At 70.1% G+C, this 18,198-nt stretch carries 17 protein-coding genes and 2 pseudogenes; 9 read left to right on the top strand and 10 right to left on the bottom strand.

Annotated features, from left to right (window positions below):
* Positions 1–180: 180 nt before the first annotated feature.
* The 3 genes from QMK30_RS08050 to bldG all read right to left on the bottom strand — a co-directional run bounded on the left by QMK30_RS08050 (position 181) and on the right by bldG (position 3,802).
* A complete protein-coding gene (locus tag QMK30_RS08050) occupies positions 181–2,601 on the bottom strand; it encodes a sodium-translocating pyrophosphatase (protein WP_283516492.1) in 2,421 nt (806 codons plus the stop codon).
* Between the two features lie 295 nt (positions 2,602–2,896).
* Complete coding sequence (locus tag QMK30_RS08045; protein ID WP_283516491.1) at positions 2,897–3,355, bottom strand: ATP-binding protein; 459 nt, start codon at positions 3,353–3,355, stop codon at positions 2,897–2,899.
* A 93-nt stretch (positions 3,356–3,448) separates the two neighbouring features.
* On the bottom strand, positions 3,449–3,802 hold the full coding sequence (gene bldG / locus QMK30_RS08040; protein WP_093799810.1) for an anti-sigma factor antagonist BldG: 354 nt from the start codon (positions 3,800–3,802) through the stop codon (positions 3,449–3,451).
* 163 nt (positions 3,803–3,965) lie between these two features.
* Here bldG and QMK30_RS08035 point away from each other — a divergent pair, with 163 nt between their 5' ends.
* A complete protein-coding gene (locus QMK30_RS08035; RefSeq protein WP_283516490.1) occupies positions 3,966–6,590 on the top strand; it encodes a DEAD/DEAH box helicase in 2,625 nt (874 codons plus the stop codon).
* A 40-nt stretch (positions 6,591–6,630) separates the two neighbouring features.
* Here QMK30_RS08035 and QMK30_RS08030 read toward each other — a convergent pair.
* The 6 genes and pseudogenes from QMK30_RS08030 to QMK30_RS08005 all read right to left on the bottom strand — a co-directional run.
* Positions 6,631–7,011: pseudogene (locus tag QMK30_RS08030) on the bottom strand (Rv3654c family TadE-like protein); the annotation flags it as partial.
* Complete coding sequence (locus QMK30_RS08025) at positions 7,008–7,403, bottom strand: TadE family type IV pilus minor pilin (RefSeq protein WP_283516489.1); 396 nt, start codon at positions 7,401–7,403, stop codon at positions 7,008–7,010. The gene QMK30_RS08025 and the pseudogene QMK30_RS08030, both read right to left, overlap by 4 nt.
* On the bottom strand, positions 7,390–7,608 hold the full coding sequence (locus tag QMK30_RS08020) for a DUF4244 domain-containing protein (protein ID WP_283516488.1): 219 nt from the start codon (positions 7,606–7,608) through the stop codon (positions 7,390–7,392). Before QMK30_RS08020 ends, QMK30_RS08025 begins: the two co-directional genes overlap by 14 nt.
* Positions 7,609–7,725: 117 nt before the next feature.
* The gene (locus tag QMK30_RS08015; RefSeq protein ID WP_349362049.1) at positions 7,726–8,319 is read right to left on the bottom strand and encodes a type II secretion system F family protein; all 594 of its coding nucleotides are present in this window, start codon (positions 8,317–8,319) and stop codon (positions 7,726–7,728) included.
* Between the two features lie 194 nt (positions 8,320–8,513).
* Positions 8,514–9,320 carry a type II secretion system F family protein gene (locus QMK30_RS08010; RefSeq protein ID WP_283516574.1) on the bottom strand — a complete coding sequence of 269 codons (807 nt, stop codon included), beginning with the start codon at positions 9,318–9,320 and terminating at the stop codon, positions 8,514–8,516.
* Positions 9,321–9,379: 59 nt separating this feature from the next.
* Positions 9,380–9,958, bottom strand: a pseudogene (locus QMK30_RS08005) (ATPase, T2SS/T4P/T4SS family); the annotation flags it as partial.
* 36 nt (positions 9,959–9,994) lie between these two features.
* Here QMK30_RS08005 and QMK30_RS08000 point away from each other — a divergent pair.
* Complete coding sequence (locus QMK30_RS08000; protein WP_283516486.1) at positions 9,995–11,497, top strand: recombinase family protein; 1,503 nt, start codon at positions 9,995–9,997, stop codon at positions 11,495–11,497.
* Positions 11,498–11,610: 113 nt separating this feature from the next.
* Here QMK30_RS08000 and QMK30_RS07995 read toward each other — a convergent pair whose 3' ends face one another.
* Positions 11,611–12,432 carry a helix-turn-helix domain-containing protein gene (locus QMK30_RS07995; protein ID WP_283516485.1) on the bottom strand — a complete coding sequence of 274 codons (822 nt, stop codon included), beginning with the start codon at positions 12,430–12,432 and terminating at the stop codon, positions 11,611–11,613.
* 132 nt (positions 12,433–12,564) lie between these two features.
* Here QMK30_RS07995 and QMK30_RS38725 point away from each other — a divergent pair, with 132 nt between their 5' ends.
* The 7 genes from QMK30_RS38725 to QMK30_RS07965 all read left to right on the top strand — a co-directional run bounded on the left by QMK30_RS38725 (position 12,565) and on the right by QMK30_RS07965 (position 18,176).
* Positions 12,565–12,918: a helix-turn-helix domain-containing protein gene (locus QMK30_RS38725; protein ID WP_502963087.1), complete on the top strand. Its 354-nt coding sequence runs from the start codon at positions 12,565–12,567 to the stop codon at positions 12,916–12,918.
* A complete protein-coding gene (locus QMK30_RS07990; protein WP_283516484.1) occupies positions 12,915–13,556 on the top strand; it encodes a DUF6907 domain-containing protein in 642 nt (213 codons plus the stop codon). Before QMK30_RS38725 ends, QMK30_RS07990 begins: the two co-directional genes overlap by 4 nt.
* Before the next feature lie 175 nt (positions 13,557–13,731).
* Entirely contained in the window at positions 13,732–14,166 is a 435-nt protein-coding gene (locus QMK30_RS07985) for a hypothetical protein (protein WP_283516483.1), read from the top strand.
* A gap of 93 nt (positions 14,167–14,259) precedes the next feature.
* A complete protein-coding gene (locus tag QMK30_RS07980; protein ID WP_283516482.1) occupies positions 14,260–14,556 on the top strand; it encodes a hypothetical protein in 297 nt (98 codons plus the stop codon).
* The gene (locus QMK30_RS07975; protein WP_283516481.1) at positions 14,553–16,934 is read left to right on the top strand and encodes a bifunctional DNA primase/polymerase; all 2,382 of its coding nucleotides are present in this window, start codon (positions 14,553–14,555) and stop codon (positions 16,932–16,934) included. The genes QMK30_RS07980 and QMK30_RS07975 overlap by 4 nt, the downstream gene beginning before the upstream one ends.
* 253 nt (positions 16,935–17,187) lie before the next feature.
* On the top strand, positions 17,188–17,661 hold the full coding sequence (locus tag QMK30_RS07970) for a hypothetical protein (RefSeq protein ID WP_283516480.1): 474 nt from the start codon (positions 17,188–17,190) through the stop codon (positions 17,659–17,661).
* Positions 17,661–18,176: a single-stranded DNA-binding protein gene (locus QMK30_RS07965; RefSeq protein ID WP_283516479.1), complete on the top strand. Its 516-nt coding sequence runs from the start codon at positions 17,661–17,663 to the stop codon at positions 18,174–18,176. Before QMK30_RS07970 ends, QMK30_RS07965 begins: the two co-directional genes overlap by 1 nt.
* Positions 18,177–18,198 lie beyond the last annotated feature (22 nt).

The following is an 18,198-nucleotide window of genomic DNA, read 5'->3' as shown; positions in this document are numbered from 1 at the left end:
CGGGCTACAACCGCATGCCGTACGTCCGTTCCATCACGTATTGAAGCCATTTGCACCAAGGGAGAGACAACTCACGACGCCACTCGGCGGCGACTCCCGGCGCGGAAATGGGCGGGCGCCACGCCAAAGCGCGTCGCCCGCCCACTTTTTGAGCAGGTGTTACCGGTGTGGTCGCCGTTGTTACGAGACCGCCCTGGAGGAAGCCACCGGGGGGTCCGCGGGCTTGGGCACCCGCCCCGATCCACTGCCGGAGTTGTCGTCGTCACCCACGGCGATCCCGCGCCGCTTGGAGACGTACACCGCACCGACGATGACGACGATGGCGACGGTCGCCACCAGCGCCCGCAGCACGGCACTGGAGTCGTCGCCGTAACTGAACTGGACGACCGCGGGGGCGATGAGCAGCGCCACCAGGTTCATCACCTTCAGCAGCGGGTTGATCGCCGGACCCGCGGTGTCCTTGAACGGGTCGCCGACCGTGTCGCCGATGACGGTCGCGGCATGGGCGTCGCTGCCCTTGCCGCCGTGATGGCCGTCCTCGACGAGTTTCTTGGCGTTGTCCCACGCCCCACCGGAGTTGGCGAGGAAGACAGCCATCAGCGTGCCGGTGCCGATGGCGCCCGCGAGGAACGAACCCAGCGCGCCGACCCCGAGCGAGAAACCGACCGCGATCGGCGTCAGCACGGCGAGCAGACCCGGTGTGGTCAGCTCGCGCAGCGCGTCCTTGGTGCAGATGTCGACGACGCGGCCGTACTCGGGTTTCTCCGTGTAGTCCATGATCCCTGGGTGCTCGCGGAACTGCCGCCGCACCTCGTAGACCACCGCGCCCGCCGACCGGGACACCGCGCTGATCGCCAGCCCCGAGAAGAGGAAGACCACCGCGGCGCCCAGCATCAGCCCGACGAGGTTGTTGGGCTGCGAGATGTCCATCTGAAGGCCCAGCTCGCTTGCTCTGGCGCCGACCTCGTCGCGCGCCGTCGCGATGGCGTCCTTGTACGAGCCGAAGAGCGCCGCCGCCGCCAGCACGGCGGTGGCGATGGCGATGCCCTTGGTGATGGCCTTGGTGGTGTTGCCGACCGCGTCCAGGTCGGTGAGCACCTGCGCGCCCGCGCCCGTGACGTCCCCGGACATCTCCGCGATGCCCTGGGCGTTGTCGGAGACCGGCCCGAAGGTGTCCATGGCGACGATGACACCGACGGTGGTGAGCAGCCCGGTGCCGGCCAGGGCCACCGCGAAGAGGGCGAGCATGACCGACGTACCGCCGAGCAGGAACGCGCCGTACACGCCCAGGCCGATCAACAGCGCGGTGTAGACGGCGGATTCCAGCCCGATGGCGATACCGGCGAGTACGACGGTGGCCGGGCCGGTGAGCGACGATTTACCGATGTCCCGGACGGGGCGCCGGGTTGTCTCGGTGAAGTATCCCGTGAGCTGCTGGATCAGAGCGGCCAGCACGATGCCGATGGCGACGGCGACGAGTGCGAGCACCCGAGGGTCGCCGCTGTGCCCCTGGACGACGGCGTCGGTGACGCCGTCCAGCTCGGCGTACGAGGACGGCAGGTAGACGAAGACGGCCACCGCCACCAGGACCAGGGAGATCGCCGCGGAGATGAAGAACCCGCGGTTGATCGCGGTCATGCCGCTGCGGTCGCTGCGGCGCGGGGCGACCGCGAAGATGCCGATCATCGCCGTGACCACGCCGATCGCCGGAACGATCAGCGGGAACGCAAGTCCGGCGTCCCCGAAGGCGACCTTGCCCAGGATGAGCGCGGCGACGAGCGTCACGGCGTACGACTCGAACAGGTCGGCCGCCATGCCCGCGCAGTCGCCGACGTTGTCGCCCACATTGTCGGCGATGGTCGCGGCATTGCGCGGATCGTCCTCCGGAATGCCCTGTTCGACCTTGCCGACCAGATCGGCGCCGACGTCGGCGGCCTTGGTGAAGATGCCGCCGCCGACCCTCATGAACATCGCGATGAGCGCGGCGCCGAGTCCAAAGCCCTCCAGCACCTTGGGTGCGTCGGCCGCGTAGACGAGGACCACGCTGGAGGCACCGAGCAGGCCGAGGCCCACCGTGAACATGCCGACCACGCCGCCCGTACGAAAAGCGATCTTCATCGCTTTGTGCGAAACCGCCGTCAGATCCTTTTCCGGCTCACCCTCCGCCGGGGTGGCTTCACGCGCGGCGGCTGCCACACGCACATTGCTTCGTACGGCGAGACGCATGCCGATGTAACCGGTCGCCGCCGAGAAACCGGCACCGACCAGGAAGAACACCGAACGTCCGGCACGCTGCGACCAGTTGTCGGCCGGGAGCAGAAAGAGCAGAAAGAACACCGCGACGGCGAAAATACCGAGGGTGCGCAACTGCCGGGCAAGATAGGCGTTCGCTCCCTCCTGCACGGCTGCCGCGATTTCCTTCATCTTTTCGGTGCCTTCGCCGGCCGCCAGCACCTGACGTGTCAGCACCTGGGCCACGACCAGTGCCGCCAGGGCCACCACGGCGATGACGATCACGATGATCCGGTTCCCGTCGGTCAGCACCGCTGCCGCGAGAGTTGAGGGGTGATCTAGCTGATGTGAGGTGAAGAGCCCCGCCATTCGTCCTCCTTGACGCTCAGAGCTCAAGATGTGGACGGATTGTAGGTAGCGGAACCTGATCAAAACAGGGTGCCGCAATCAGAATTGGCCTTCAGTTGCACATCCGCAAATGATCGTCTTCCCGAAAACCCCCCCGAGGGCGGTAATGGGGCGAACGCATTCACGATTCCCGGATGATCCACCCGCGAAGATCCAAAAAGGCCGGCGAAGATCCAGAAAAAGAAAAAAGGCCCCGCTCAGCAGGGCCTCACAGAAAAGAAAAACGGAATGGATCAAGCGCGGTGGAGAGGCGAGATCAGGGAAGTACGACCGCCGGTGTCTTCGGCCACGTCATGCGGATGACCCCACCGGACTCGTCCGAGGTGACCTCCACATCGTCGACGAGTCCACTGATGACCGCCAACCCCATCTCGTCCTCACCGTCGGATTCGACGGCGGAACCCTCCGGGCCGGCGACGCCACGTGCCCCGGGAACCGCCCCGGAAGCACCACTGCCGCCCGAAGCGGGCACCTCGTCCCCGACCTCGATGGAGAATGCCTTCTCCTCCTCGGTCAGCACGACCCGGACCGGAGCCGAGATGCCATTGCTGCGATGGAGTCCCACCGCACGGGAGCACGCTTCGCCGACCGCGAGGCGGACTTCGTCCAGTACCGCCTCATCCACCCCGGCCCTGCGCGCCACAGCAGCCGCCACGAGGCGTGCCGTCCTGACGTGCTCGGGCTGGGCGCTGAAGCGGAGTTCAACGGTGGCCATGCGATCCCCCTCGGACGTACGAGCGTGCTTCGCAAGGGCCCGGGCCATCAGCCCGGTACCCCTGCCTATTCTTCCGCGTCCTGCCTGAAGCCGTCAGTCTGTAGCTGCGACGGCTTCGTCGACCGAGGTGTGGATGGGGAACACCTTGGTCAGACCGGTGATGCGGAAGATCTTCAAAATGCGCTCCTGGTTGCAGACCAGGCGCAGCGAGCCCTCATGGGCACGCACTCGCTTCAAGCCACCCACGAGCACGCCGAGCCCGGTGGAGTCGAGGAAGTCCACGCCCTCCATGTCGACAACCAGGTGATAACTGCCGTCGTTCACCAACTCGACCAACTGCTCGCGCAGCTTGGGCGCGGTATACACATCAATCTCGCCACCGACCTCGACGACCGTACGGTCGCCACCAGGTCCGGAAACATTGCGAGTCGACAGGGACAGGTCCACGGATCCTCCAGCACCTTGCTATCGAGCGGCCGCCCCCCTGAGGTCTCCCCGGCGGAGCCAGAGGACGGAACGCCAGCCGCGAAGGCATTCAATCACTTACCAGCAGGCATGCACGACGCCTTGGGACCATTGTCCCGTCATGCCGGTGACACACTCGGGTCCGATGGCCAAGAAACACCACCCCAGTCGACCTCCGGAGAGCGCGGGCCCGCGCCCCTCTCCCGGTACGGTCCTCGACCGGCTCGCCGCAGGCGGGAGCCGGGCCACGCGCATCACTCATACGGAGCACTTGCCCCCGAGAGCGGGTCGTCATGCAGTCTGGCCCGACCGCATCCGTGCGGAAGTTGTCGCGGCCATCCAGTCCGCCGGGATCGAACACCCCTGGACACACCAGGCCGACGCCGCCGAGCACGCCCTGGACGGCGAATCCGTCGTCATCGCCACCGGGACCGCGTCGGGCAAGTCCTTGGCCTACCTGGCCCCCGTCCTGTCCACCCTCCTCGACGGCTCCGAGGCCCCCAACGGGCGCGGCACGACCGCCCTGTACCTCGCCCCGACCAAAGCCCTCGCCGCAGACCAGCGCCGCGCCGTGAAGGCCCTCGCGGCCCCCCTGGGCAACGCCGTACGCCCCGCGGTCTACGACGGCGACACCCCGGTCGAAGAGCGCGAATGGGTACGTCAGTACGCCAACTACGTCCTGACCAACCCAGACATGCTGCACCGCGGGATACTCCCCTCCCACCCCCGCTGGGCCTCCTTCCTGCGCGCCTTGCGCTTCGTCGTCATCGACGAGTGCCACACCTACCGCGGCGTCTTCGGATCGCACGTCGCCCAGGTCCTGCGCCGGCTGCGCCGCCTGTGCGCCCGCTACGGCGCGGATCCCGTCTTCCTCCTCGCCTCGGCCACCTCCGCGGAACCCGCCGTCTCCGCGGGCCGCCTGACCGGCCTCCCCGTCCAGGAGGTCTCCGACGACGCATCCCCGAGGGGCGAGCTGGTCTTCGCCCTCTGGGAGCCGCCACTTACCGAGCTGCACGGCGAGAAGGGCGCGCCCGTGCGACGCACCGCCACGGCGGAGACCGCGGACCTGCTCACCGACCTGACCGTGCAGGGCGTGAGATCCGTGGCTTTCGTCCGCTCCCGGCGCGGCGCCGAGCTCGTCGCCCTCATCGCCCAGGAACGCCTGGCCGCGGTGGACCGCTCGCTCCCCCAGCGCGTCGCCGCCTACCGCGGCGGCTACCTCCCCGAGGAACGCCGCGCCCTGGAACGCGCCCTGCACTCCGGAGACCTCCTCGGCCTCGCCGCGACCACCGCCCTCGAACTCGGCATCGACGTCTCGGGCCTGGACGCCGTGATCATCGCCGGATACCCCGGCACCCGCGCCTCGCTCTGGCAGCAGGCGGGGCGGGCCGGGCGGTCGGGCGAGGGCGCCCTGGCGATCCTCGTCGCCCGTGACGACCCCCTGGACACCTACCTCGTCCACCACCCCGAGGCGCTGTTCCGGCAGCCGGTGGAATCCACCGTCCTCGACCCGGACAACCCCTACGTCCTCGCCCCGCACCTGTGCGCCGCCGCCTCCGAGCTCCCGCTCACCGAGGCCGACCTGGACCTCTTCGGCCCGGCCACCGCCGAGCTCATGCCGCAGCTGGAGGCAGCCGCTCTGCTGCGCCGCCGCGGCAAGTCCTGGTACTGGACCCGCCGCGAACGGGCCGTCGACCTCGCCGACATCCGGGGCGAGGGCGGCCGTCCCGTCCAGATCGTCGAGGCGGTCACCGGCCGGCTGCTCGGCACGGTCGACGCGTCCGCCGCGCACACCTCCGTCCACGACGGCGCCATCCACCTCCACCAGGGCCGCACCTACCTGGTGAAGCACCTGGACCTGGAAGACCCCCACGGCGCCGTCGCCCTGGTCGAGGAGGCCAACCCGCCGTACTCCACGACCGCCCGCGACACCACCGCCATCTCCGTCCTGGAGACCGACACCGAGATCCCCTGGGGAGCGGGACGGCTCTGCTACGGCTCCGTCGAAGTCACCAACCAGGTCGTTTCCTTCCTGCGCCGCAAACTCATCACCGGCGAAGTGCTCGGTGAGACCAAGCTCGACCTCCCTCCCCGCACCCTGCGCACCCGTGCGGTGTGGTGGACGGTCACCCAGGACCAGCTCGACGCCGCCCGCGTAAATCCGGAGCACCTGGGCGGAGCACTGCACGCCGCCGAGCACGCCTCCATCGGGATGCTCCCGCTCTTCGCCACCTGCGACCGCTGGGACATTGGCGGCGTCTCCGTCCCGCTCCACCCGGACACTCTGCTGCCGACGGTCTTCGTGTACGACGGCCACCCCGGCGGCGCGGGCTTCGCCGAGCGTGCCTTCCACACCGCCCGGGAGTGGCTGACCGCCACCCGCGAAGCCATCGCCTCCTGCGAGTGCGAAGCGGGCTGCCCCTCCTGCATCCAGTCCCCGAAGTGCGGCAACGGCAACGAACCCCTGAACAAGCGCGCGGCCGTCCGCCTGCTCACCACCCTCATCGCGGGCGCCCCGGAGGGGGCGGGTGCGCTGGAGGGGGCGGGTGCGCTGGAGGGGGCGGGTGCCTCGGAAGCGCGGGAATCGGCCGAGGCACCGGGGTTGTCCGAAGTCCGGGACCCGGCACGGGCACCGGACGCGCAGGACTCGGCCGGGGTTCCGAAGCGGCGACGGGGTGCCGCAATCGCTCCGGAGCCACCGCAGGCCCCTGAGGCGCCTCCGGAGCGAGCCCGGCGGCCACGGGGCCCGCGGGACCCGCGCGGGCTCTGACCGCCACGCTGTACGGCCCCATGCCCGCCTCCGCCGTGACGTCGGAGATCTCCCCGCTCACCACACACCTCACCAAGCGGGCTTCCTGAGCGGCTGCCACGCCCGCCGCCTCGCCGCAGGCCGCGGTCTGCCCATGTATCCACTGCCCGGCCGCCGCCAAAGCCGCCAGGTCTGCGGCGCCACCCGCCCGGTGGCGGGCCAGCGTCGCCTGCCCCATGGCCAGCACCCCCGCGAAGACCACCCCGAGCACGGCAACGGCCACCACCGCCCACACCGTGGCCGACCCCCGGTCGCCCTCGTCCCGTATCCGGCTGCCGACCCCGGCGCCCCCTTGGCCATCGGGGGCACGCCCGGGCGTGCCCCCGGCCAGATCCCCGCCCGGCGCCCCGCACCTCCCGCCGCCCCCTCCGGAGCTCCTCATGCCGCCACCCCCACGGTCTCCTCGGCCAGCGCGACCGCCTCCGCACGCAGCCTCAGCGACAGCCCGCCGAGACCCGGTGCGGGGGCTTCCACCGCCACCCGCACCTGATCGCCCTCCCTGCCGATCATGACGACCGCCCCGCGCGGTGCCGCCTGCCTGGCCGCCGCCACCGACGCGCCCTGCGGCTCCTGCCGGGCGACCGCCCGTGCCCCGGCCCTCGCCGCGTCCACGCACTGGATCTGCGCGGAGGTCGCCATCAGCGCCCAGACCAGCGCCATGGTGAACAGCACCAGCGTCGGCACCACCACGGCCGCCTCGGCCGTCACATAGCCACCGTCCGCCCGCGCGTGCCCGCCCCGGCCGGCCCTTGCACCGGTCTCAGAACGGCACATTGAGCGCCCTCCCGACCACCGACTCCAGGGCCGCCTTCACCACATCGCTCGTGACCACTTTGTAGAGCACCGCCGCGAAGGCACAGGCCGCGATCGTCCCCATCGCGTACTCGGAGGTCGTCATCCCCGCGTCCGCACTTCCGGCCCTGATCGCCGCCGTGCGCACCCGCACCCGCACCAAGGTCCGCACCCAGATACGCGCCATCCCCGTCATCTCAACCCCCAGGTCATTTCCACTGTCGCGATTCATTTCGGTCGCCTCCCGATCGCCTCTCGGCCGCCTTCTCGGCGCTCGGAGCGCTCATCGACAGGAGCGCTCATTTCAGTTGCCGTTCATCAGGCCGCCCGCCAGTCCGATCACCACCGGCACCACCCCTGTGACCAGGAACGCCGGCAGGAAGCAAAGCCCCACGGGACCGACCATCAGCACCCCCGCCCGCCCCGCCCGAGCCGCCGCCTCCCGCGCCCTCTCGGCACGAAGGCCGTCGGCCAGCCGGGACACCGGCTCAGCCGCCGGAGCCCCGGTGGCACCCGCCCGCTCCAGGCAGCGGGCCAACCCCGCGGCGCCCGGTATCGCACCCAGCCGCCCCCACGCGGCCGCCGGTTCACCCCCGAGCCTCAGCTCCGCCGCGGTCCGCGCCAGCCGGTCACCGACAGGGCCGCCGAGCGACTCCCCGACCGCCTCCGCCGCCTCGCGCGGACCGGCGCCGGCCGAGATGCAGGCCGCCAGGAGATCGGCGGCAAGGGGCAGTTGACGCGCGTCGACTGCCGGCCCATCACCGCCGGATGGCCTGCGTCTGCGCTGCCACCGCACTACGCCATACGCCGCAGCCACCCCGATCCCGGTGCCGACCACGCCACCGACCAGCACGAAGCCGGTGACCACGGCGCCCAATAGCGGCGCCCAGCACTTCACCCACCCGACGAACTCCGGACGTCTCCACCACAGTTGCCGCCCTAGTGCGGACCCGCCCGCCCACACTGCCAGCAGCGACGCGAGTCGCCTGCGCGACCGCCGCTCCCGTCTCCACCCCGCCCACCCGAATACCAGCCAGGCCCCGGCGGCCACAACCGACACAGCCACCCCCAGCCTGTGGACAACTTCCGCGTTCACGCGCCCTCCCCCTGTCGCACGATGCGCCCGGCCCACCACAGCCCCGCAGCCTCCAACAGCCCGCCGACCAGCAGGCACCCGAGCCCGGCCGGGGTGTGCAACAGCACCCTCAGTGGCTGCGCCCCCAACGCGCTGCCGATCAGCAGCCCCGCCACCGGAAGCAGCGCAAGGAGCGCCACCGTCGCCCACGCCCCGGCCAACTGGGCGCGCAGATCGGCCCGCTGATCCCGCTCCGCCCGCAAGGCGCTCTCCAGCCGGTCCAGCCCGGCCGCGAGGCCGGCCCCGCCGTCCACCGCCACCCGCCAGCAGGCGGCGATCCCCACGAGCCCGTCGGCGCCCGGCTCCCGGGACGCCTTCCGCAGCGCCTCCGGCACGTCCCCGCCGAACCGCGCCGCCGCCATCACCTCGGCCTCCGCCGCACCCAGGCCGCCCGTGCCCGTCGCGGCGAACAGGGCCTGCCCCGGCTGCCGCCCCGCCCGCAGCTCGCCCGCCACCGCCCCGCACAGGGCGATGACTTCACCGGCCCGCCGCTCGCGCTCCCGCCGCCGTGCCCCGGCCCGCAGCCGGCGCCCCACCAGAGGCACCGCCACCGCACCCGCGACCAGCGGCAGCAACGACTCGGCCAGTACAGCGACCAGCACCGCCACCGGCACACACAGCCACTCCCGCCGCCCCCGCCTCCGCACGAGCGCCGACAACCTCTCCCACCACGCCGAGGCGTCCCCTTCGCCATCCCCGGAATCCACCGCGCCGCCCGCGAACATCAGCCGGGCACGCCGCTGGTTCTGCTCCCGCCCAGCCATCAGCCAGGCCAACGCCGCACACACCGCGGCCGCGTACACCGGACCCGCTCCGGACCCCGTCACAGCGCATCCCCCAGCAGCGCGCGCAGCCGTCCCCAGCCGCGCTCGCGGGCGAAGGCGTCAGCGCGCCACCGCAGCGCGGGCACCGTCACCACAAGGCCCGCCGCGTCCCGCTCCAGTACATGCACCTCGGCGACCCGCCGCAGCCCGTCCCGGTCCCGCACGAGATGGACCACCACCGCCAGCGCCGCCCCCAACTGGCTGTGGAGCGCCGCCCGGTCGAGCCCCGCCGTGGCACCGAGCGCCTCCAGCCGCGCCGGAACGTCCGCAGCCGCGTTGGCGTGCACCGTCCCGCAACCGCCCTCGTGCCCGGTGTTGAGCGCGGCCAGGAGCTCGGTCACTTCTGGCCCACGCACCTCACCGACCACCAGCCGGTCCGGCCGCATCCGCAGCGCCTGGCGCACCAGGTCCTGCAGGGTGACCTGTCCGGCGCCCTCCTGGTTCGCGGGCCGGGACTCCAGGCGCACCACGTGTGGATGGTCGGGCTTCAACTCCGCCGAGTCCTCGGCCAGGACGATCCGCTCGCGCTCCCCCACAAGCCCCAGCAGGGTCGAGAGCAGCGTCGTCTTCCCGAACCCCAGACAGAAGCACCTCTAAGGGTTCACACTCGGGACATGAAGACGGTGAACACCCCAAGCGGCCGGCGCACACACGCTGTTATCTACGTCCGCATCAGCCAGGACCGCTCCGGCGCCCACCTCGGTGTCGACCGCCAGCGCGAAGACTGCGAAGCCCTCGCGGAACGCAACGGCTGGGACGTCGTCGAGGTGTACGTCGACAACGACCTCTCCGCGTACAGCGGCAAGCCGCGCCCCGGATACCGCCGCATGCTTGCCGACCTGGCCGACGGCACCGCCACCGTCGTCGTCGCCTGGCACACCGACCGGCTGCACCGCTCCCCCACCGAGCTGGAGGAGTACATCGACCTCTCCGAGCGGCGGGGCATCAACACTCACACCTGCCAGGCCGGACCGATCGACCTGTCCACCCCGTCCGGGCGGATGACCGCGCGGATCCTCGGCGCGGTCGCCCGGCACGAATCCGAGCACAAGGGCGAGCGTGTCGCCCGCGCGCGCCAGCAGAAGGCGAAGGCCGGAATCTGGGGCGGCGGCATTCGCCCATTCGGGTGGGGCGTGCCCACTGGCGAGCTGCGCAAGAAGGCCGACAAGGAGACGGGTGAAGAGATCGAGGTCCCCGTCCTCGACATGAACCGGCTGCAGCCGGAAGAGGCCGCGGCCATCGAGGCCGGCACGGACATGCTGCTCTCCAGCGGATCCGTGCGGGGGTGGGTGAAGTGGCTGCGCGACAAGGGATTCACGACGACTCGCGGTAACCAGATCTCCCACGTCGAGGCGCGGGACATGCTGCTCCGAGCGAGGAACGCCGGCATCGCCATCTACAAGGGCGAGGAGGTCGGCAGGGGGGCGTGGGAGCCCATCATCGACGAGCCCCGGTTCCGCGCCGTGGCGGCACTCCTCACGGACCCGACCCGCCGGACGTCACCCGGCAGCACACCGAAGTGGTTCGGATCGGTGATCTACAAGTGCGGCATCAACGGCTGCACGCAGCGCTTGGTGTGCACCAAGTCCGGCGGCGCAAATCGGCCCAGTTACCGCTGCCCCACCCAGCACGGCGGCGGCCGGCGCGCCGACAAGGTGGACGAGCACGTCATGGACCTGATCGTCGAGCGGCTGTCGAGGCCGGATGCCGCCGATCTATTGCAGCCCGCACCGGACGGCGTGCACGTCGGCGAGCTACAGGCGGAGAGCGAGCAGATCCGCAGGCGCCTGACCGACACGGCCGCGCTCTTCGGCTCCGGGCAGATCAGCATGGCCGAGTTCACCGAGGCATCGGATGTGGCGCGAAAGCAGCTTGAGGGTGTGACCAGGCAGCTGGCCCGAGCCGCCACGAAAGATCCACTCGTCGGATTGGTCGGCGCGGCGGACGTGAGCGTGGCGTGGAAGGCTCTCGACCTTGAGCGGCGGCGCGCAGTGCTGCGGTCCCTGCTCGACGTGACGATCCTCCCGGCGCGTCAGGGCCGGATGCCCGATGGCGGGTACTTCGACTACTCCGCCATTGCGTTCGAGTGGAAGCGGGCTAGCGGCCTTACCGGGTAGACACACGAGGCCGCCACGTCGTATCAGGAAGCTATGGCCTGGCGGCCTTTAGCACACGCCGCACCATGCACTCACCGGCAGCATTATCGGCCACACCTATCCTGAGCATTCATTTACCCATTGGAATCTTTCCGCTTCTTCCGGACTCTAATTGCGCGCTTAGGCTTACCCTCCCTCGCCGTGGCGTCAGCTTTGTCGACGATGTCCTCGAACATCCCGTTCGCCTCTTGCACCAGCTCATCCATGCGGCGCTCGAAATCACGCTGCGCCTCACGCAGCAAGTCTCCCGCGCCCGCCTTGGCCAACGCCGTGAGCAGGGCTCGCGTGTAGGCCTGTTTGGCCACGTCATCCATGGTTTCTTGCCATGCGTGCCTCTGGTCGTCCTCGCTCACCGCAGAGCCAGAGACCACCGGGACGCCTTTTTCGTAATTGAAGTGACTTAGCTCGTGAGCGGGTTCGTACGCGGCAGCCAGGTACTTCTGAAAGAGGACTTCCATGCGCTCTGCGAAACCGCCCATGGGCCACTGGGTCACGGCCAACATGCGAAGAAAAGAGTCGAAGCGGTAGGTGACAACCTCAGACACGTCCTCTTCGGGCACCGCATCGTCCGTGAGTCGAAGTTCGAAGTCCTTCGGCGCGTCATCTGGCGCCAGGAAGAAGTACGCAGGCGGGACGTCGAGCGCCAGAGACAGAGCGACGATCTCGTTCGCGTCAAAGCGGCGCGTGCGCCCGCCTTTCCAGGCGCGTTCCGCTGCACTGACGCTCGCGTTTGACCACGGCCTGCCCGTGATCTCTTCCATGCGCTGCGCCAGGTCGGATTGCGTGAGTCCGAACGACTTCCGGGCGCGCGCCAGGTTGTGAGAGACGAGCTGGTTCGGGGTGAGCGGGCCAGCCGCAGGGGAGGGCTTCTCCAGCGGGAGCGTGGACGTCGTCATGGCGCCAACTGTAGAGCAGGAGTCAACGCCAGGCGAGAGATCGGCGCTTTGATCTCGGAGATATTGAACCGGACCGTTGACTTATGAACCACACGGTTGACTCAGGCACAGCAAACCTCTACCGTCTCAGCCATGGCCACAGATTCAACGCCGAGGTTGAGTTCTCACCCGCTGCGTGCAATTCGAGCAGCTCGCGGTCTACCACTGCGCACAGTCGCCTCGCGCGCCAACATCGACCCCGGCCACCTGTCCAAGGTCGAGCGCGGCCAGAGCCAGCTGTCGTTGGAGTCCCTGTACCGACTCGCCGTAGTGCTGGAGCTCCGCGAGCTCACCAGTCTGCTCAGGCCGTACCTACACAGCACCGACGTGGTGCGGACAGTAACGCCTCCACGTCAGCCGCAAACGACAACAGCGCCCGGGGTGCAACCCAGGCGCTGTCAGTCGAGCAATTCGAATCCGCCTACCAGCAGAACGGAACGCTCATGACAACCATCATCGCAGAGCCCACTGACAACGCACAGCCGACCGTCGGCCACCCCGTCTCGGCCATCGCCGAAACCGTCGAGGCGATCACCGGCCGCATCCGCGTCGAGGTCCCCACCCTGGCCGCGAAGATGACCCCGGCGCAGCTCCACAGTGTCATCGCCGAATCCGTCAGCAAGCTCCTCGCCGCGCAGCTGCCCGGATGCCCCACCTGGTGCGTCACGAAGCACGACGACGACGTGCTCGGCGACCCGGGATGGCACGAAGGCCCGAAGGTCGAGGCACTCGCCCCCATCCCGTTCGCCGACGCCCACACCGACGACGGCGCCAGCATCGTCCTCGCCGCCCGTGTCGTGCAGGTCAACCAGGACTCGCGGATCTTCGGAGTCACCACCGAGGTCTGGGTGGACGTCGACACGGAGACACTCGAACTCAACGTCGAGCAGACGGGCCAGCTCATCGGCCGCCTGGAGGACTTCCTCCCCAAGCTCCGCGCCGTGCGCGACCAGCTCGCGGCGGCCAGCGTTGGCGACTACCCCGAGGACGAGGTCGCCGTCGCGAAGTGGCGGGCCCAGTCCGCCGAAGAGGTCCGGCTCCGCCGCGTCGAGCTCGGCGAGCTGCCCGCAGAGGCCCAGCGATGACGGCCGGGGGTACTCCCTCCGGCCGCCCGGTGCGGGACCCGGACCCCGCGCGGAACGCGGCGTACTGGCAGCGCATCCAACGGCTCGTCGACGCCGCGCCCCCGCTGTCTGACCGCCAGCGGGCTGCAATTCGTGTGGCCTTCCACCAGACAAACGACCGTAGAGAGCAGGCGGCATGAGCGAGCACCGTAAGGGCGCCTGGCCCATCGAGCACCCGGTCGACATCGTCGCCCTGCCCGCGCCCGCCGCCCTCTCCGCCCCGTCGGCGCCTGTACCCCTGGCGCAAGACGTCAGGCTCGTCCTCACCGTCGACCTCACCGGCGCGTACCGCACTGCCCGCGAAGTCTCGGAGCACCTCCGGGACCAGACCCACCGCAACGTCGACTGCCACACCGCCATCGTCCGGCTCGGCGCCGACGCTGTACGCCACCACATCGAGCTCGGCCGCACCATCGCCGCCACCTTCTTCCTCGCCGCCGAGCGCATCGAGATCCACGCCCCCGCAGGCAACGTCATGGGCGCGCTGATCCACGACGAGGTTGCTCGCTACGCACGGCTCTACCGGGCTGATCACGAACAGTTCATCGCGCCTCCCGCCGCCTCTGGGTAACGGACAGCGCGCGACTCAGGCCCGGGCCTCACTCAGGCCCGGGCCGACCGCGCATCACGAACACCCCCATCGGCGCGAGAGAAAGCCACGTTCGTGAACAGCACCGCCACCGGCCCCACGGCCACCCTCTTCGGCGAGGCCCCCGCGCCCACCGCGCCGCAGCCGGGTCTCGTTCCAGCGACGGCTCGGCTCGTCACCACCCACAGCACAGACATGGCCGACCCCGAGCTGCGGGACCTACTGCTCCTCGTCGTGCTCTGCCCGTACTGCGACCAGCAGCACGTCCATCCCGCTGGCCACACCGGCGCCTTCACGTTCGGGGTACGCCGCTCCCGCTGCGTCGGTCGACAAGGCGGCAGCTACTACTTCCCCGGGCTGGTGCACCAGTGATCGACACGCAACCACCACCTGCCCTGGGGAGCCCCCTCGACGGCGCCCTGTGGCTGGTGCGACGCGGCTTCGCGGTCTTCCCCGCAGACCACCCCGGGGGCGACCAGTGCACCGGCATCGGACGCGGCCACGACCCGGCCACCTGCGCCGACCGGGGCAAGCACCCGAGCGTCGCCTTCACAACCGTGCACACTCGCGACGAGGACCGGGTACACCGTGAAATCGGCGGCCAGCTGCAAAACGTCGGCGTGTCCGTCGGCGCGTGCACCGGCCCGGCCGGGCAGCAGCTCATCGTCCTCGACTCCGACCGGCCCGGCGCAATCGAAGACGCTACAGCCGCGTTCGGTCAGCAACACGAGCCGACCATGCGCGTGCTCACCGCGAAGGGCTACCACGACTACTACTGGGCGCCCGCCGAAGCGAAGTTGGGCAACCGACTCGGCGCCCTGAAGGGCAAGTTCGACGGGGACGTACGGGCAGGCAACGCGTACGTCATCGGGCCCGGCTCGGTGCATCAGACGGGCGTCGTCTACACCCTCGAAGACCCGGACGTGCCGCCGGCCGCCGCCCCGGACTGGCTGCTCGACGCGTTGCAAGCACGCCCCGCGCCGACCGCCCCGGCCACCAACATCGTCATCCCTGCGGACCGGCACGACCTGTACACCCGCAAGGTCGTGCAGGCCGAGTGCGACTCAATCACCGAAGCACCGGAAGGGGACCAGAACAACACGATCAACACCGCCGCCTTCAACCTCGGCACCCTCGTCGGCGCGGGAGCACTGAGCGAGAACGAGGCGCGCGAGGATCTCCTCACCGCTGCGCGCGCGGGCAACCACCCGGAAGGGCGGGCGCTGGCCACCATCACGTCCGGACTGCGCGCAGGCATGGCGCAGCCCCGGCGCCCGTGGCCGCCAGTCGCACGCGCGGACGCTTGGGCCCGCCGCATCGACTTCTCCGACCTGATCCCACCGCACGACCCTGACGACTGGACCGAGGAGGCGCCGCCCGCCGAGGAGAGCGCGCCGGAGCACAGCGTGCTCGGCCTCCTGCCAGAGTCGTTCTACGCCGCCCGACCCGAGTTGCAGCACATCCGGCAGGCCGGCCACTCGCGCAACCGGTCAGGTGACGTCGCGTTCCTGGCGACCCTGACACGGCTGTCAGGCATGGTCTCCCACCGCATCCGCGCCGACACCGGAGTAGCCGGGTTCGCATCGCTCAACCTGTTCGGCGGCATCGTCGGCCCCTCGGGCATCGGGAAGTCCTCCGGGGTGGAGGTGTCGGACCGCCTCATGCCCCCGCCGGCGAACCTCGACTTCCGCGACGGGCTCCCCATCGGCTCGGGGGAAGGCGTCGCCGAAATCTTCATGGACACAGTCGAGGAGGAGACCGGCGAGGTCAGCAGGGGACGAGGCGGGACTGCGACGCCCGTAACGAGAAAGGTCCGCAAGCAGGTCCGGCACAACGCGTTCTTCTATGTCGACGAGGGCGCCACCATCACGCGCCTGATGAAGGAGCGGTCAGGGTCGACGCTCGGCGAGACCCTCCGCAGCGCGGCCGTCGGCCAGACCCTCGGCCAGACCAACGCCAGCAAGGAGACCAGCCGGTACATCCCCAGCGGCTCGTACAGCATGGGCATGCTGGTCGGCTTCCAGCCCGAGACCGCAGCACCGCTGTTCGAAGAAGTGGCTGAGGGAACACCCCAACGGTTCCTGTGGGTCCAGGTCGTTGACCCCTCCATTCCAGACGAGCAGCCCGCTTGGCCGGGCGAGCTCCTCGACTGGCGTCCGGCAGCCGTGGCTGCCGCCGGTGGGGAACGCGACGGGCTGATCCTCGTCAGCTTCGACCAGGGCATCAAGGACGAGTTGCGCCGCGCCGACCTGGCCAAGGCCCGCGGGGAGACCTCCGTCGGCGAGATGAATCCGCTCGACTCGCACGCTCCCCTCATGCGCGTCAAGGTCGCGTCTCTCTTGGCCATCCTCGCTGGCCGCCGCCACGTCAATGCTGAGGACTGGGAGTTGGCCCGTGTGGTGTGGCAGTCGTCGTGTGCGACCCGCGACGCCGTGTTGCGGTACAGCGAAGGGCTGCGCAGGCGCGAGCAGGAGCAGCGCACGCAGGCGCGGATCGTCGAGGAGGTTCGCGTCGAGCAGGCCAAGGTCTCGGCCGAGGACGCGCGGGCGGAGAAGGCGGTCGACCGCATCGCGCTGCGCGTCGCCGTGCGGGTGAGGGACAACGGGCCTCTCACTCGGAAGGAAGTCAGGGCCAAGTGCGCGGGCCGCGACAAGCGGTACGTCAACGACGCCATCGCCTACGCAGAGCTCCGGGAGTGGGTGGCGGACGCGGGCGGCAAGCTCGGGCCAGGCCCCGTCCCCCCGTCCTGAAGGGGGGACACGAGGGGGGGACGGGGGACGCGTCCCGTCCCCCCTCTCTCGCTGGAACCGCCGAAAGCCATTCGTCAGCCTAAAGGTCTCATCTTCAACCAGCTCGCTGGCCAGCGCTTATAAGAAGGGGAGGGGATTACCTATCTGACTCGCGTACCGCGCGAGAGGGGGAGGGACAAACAGCGTCCCCCCTGTCCCCCCTTGTCCCCCCGGTAGCTACGCCGGGCAGCCATTCAAGATCAAGGAGACAGAGATGCTCAACTCCGCAGAATCACCGACCGGCTTCCACGCCCTCTACTGGACCCACGACGACTTCATGGCGAGCAAGCCCGCCTTCAAGACCCCCGTGGTCGATTGGGACGAGGAGGGGGAACCCCGCGTCCTCGACGACCACGGGCGGCGCGTTATCGCCGCCTCACTGCCCGACTTCCACAGCGTCACGCAGACACTGCGCATCGTCGCGGCGCTGCCCGGCGGCGGCTGGAGTGTCGTGTGGCGCATGCTCCCCGAGGACGACCAGGAGATCGGCGCACCCGTCATCTCCTGGGTCGTCTACAGCAACGGCGAGCTCCGCCCGGTGGCCGACGTGATCGGCGGCGGACACCTCCAGCCGCTCGACCTCACCGACGGCGACATCAAGTTGATCCCTCCGACCGGCGACGGCAGCGCTGACCCCACCATCCGTCCGAATGACGGAACCGCCAACCCGCCGAAGGAGGACCGCTGATGTCCGGAGAGACCGTCATCACGATCGTCGGCAACCTGGTCGACGACCCCGAGCTCCGCTTCACCCCGGCCGGCGCCGCCGTGTGCAAGTTCCGTGTCGCTTCCACCCCCCGGATCTTCGACAAGACCACCAACGAGTGGAAGGACGGCGACGGCCTGTTCCTCACCTGCTCCGTGTGGCGCCAGGCCGCCGAGAACGCCGCCGAGACCCTGGCCCGCGGCATGCGCGTCATCGTCCAAGGCCGCCTCAAGCAGCGGTCCTACGAGGACCGCGAGCAGGTCAAGCGCACGGTGTATGAGCTCGACGTCGAGGAGGTCGGCGCCAGCCTGGCCCGGGCCTCGGCCAAGGTCACCAAGAACGTGCCCGGCGGCGCCGGTCAGGGTCAGGGCGCCCGCCCGGCCGCCGCAGCCCGGCCGGCGGCTGAAGACCCGTGGGCCACGTCGACGACCGCGGGCGCACAGGCTCCTTCGGCTGCCCCGGCTGGCGGCGGCTACTCGGACGAGCCGCCCTTCTGACCCAGCACCACCGGCAAGGCCG

Origin of the sequence: Streptomyces sp. H27-C3 (assembly GCF_030063415.1) — a bacterium.
Lineage (GTDB): Bacteria > Actinomycetota > Actinomycetes > Streptomycetales > Streptomycetaceae > Streptomyces.
This window is presented reverse-complemented; position numbering and strand designations above follow the sequence as displayed.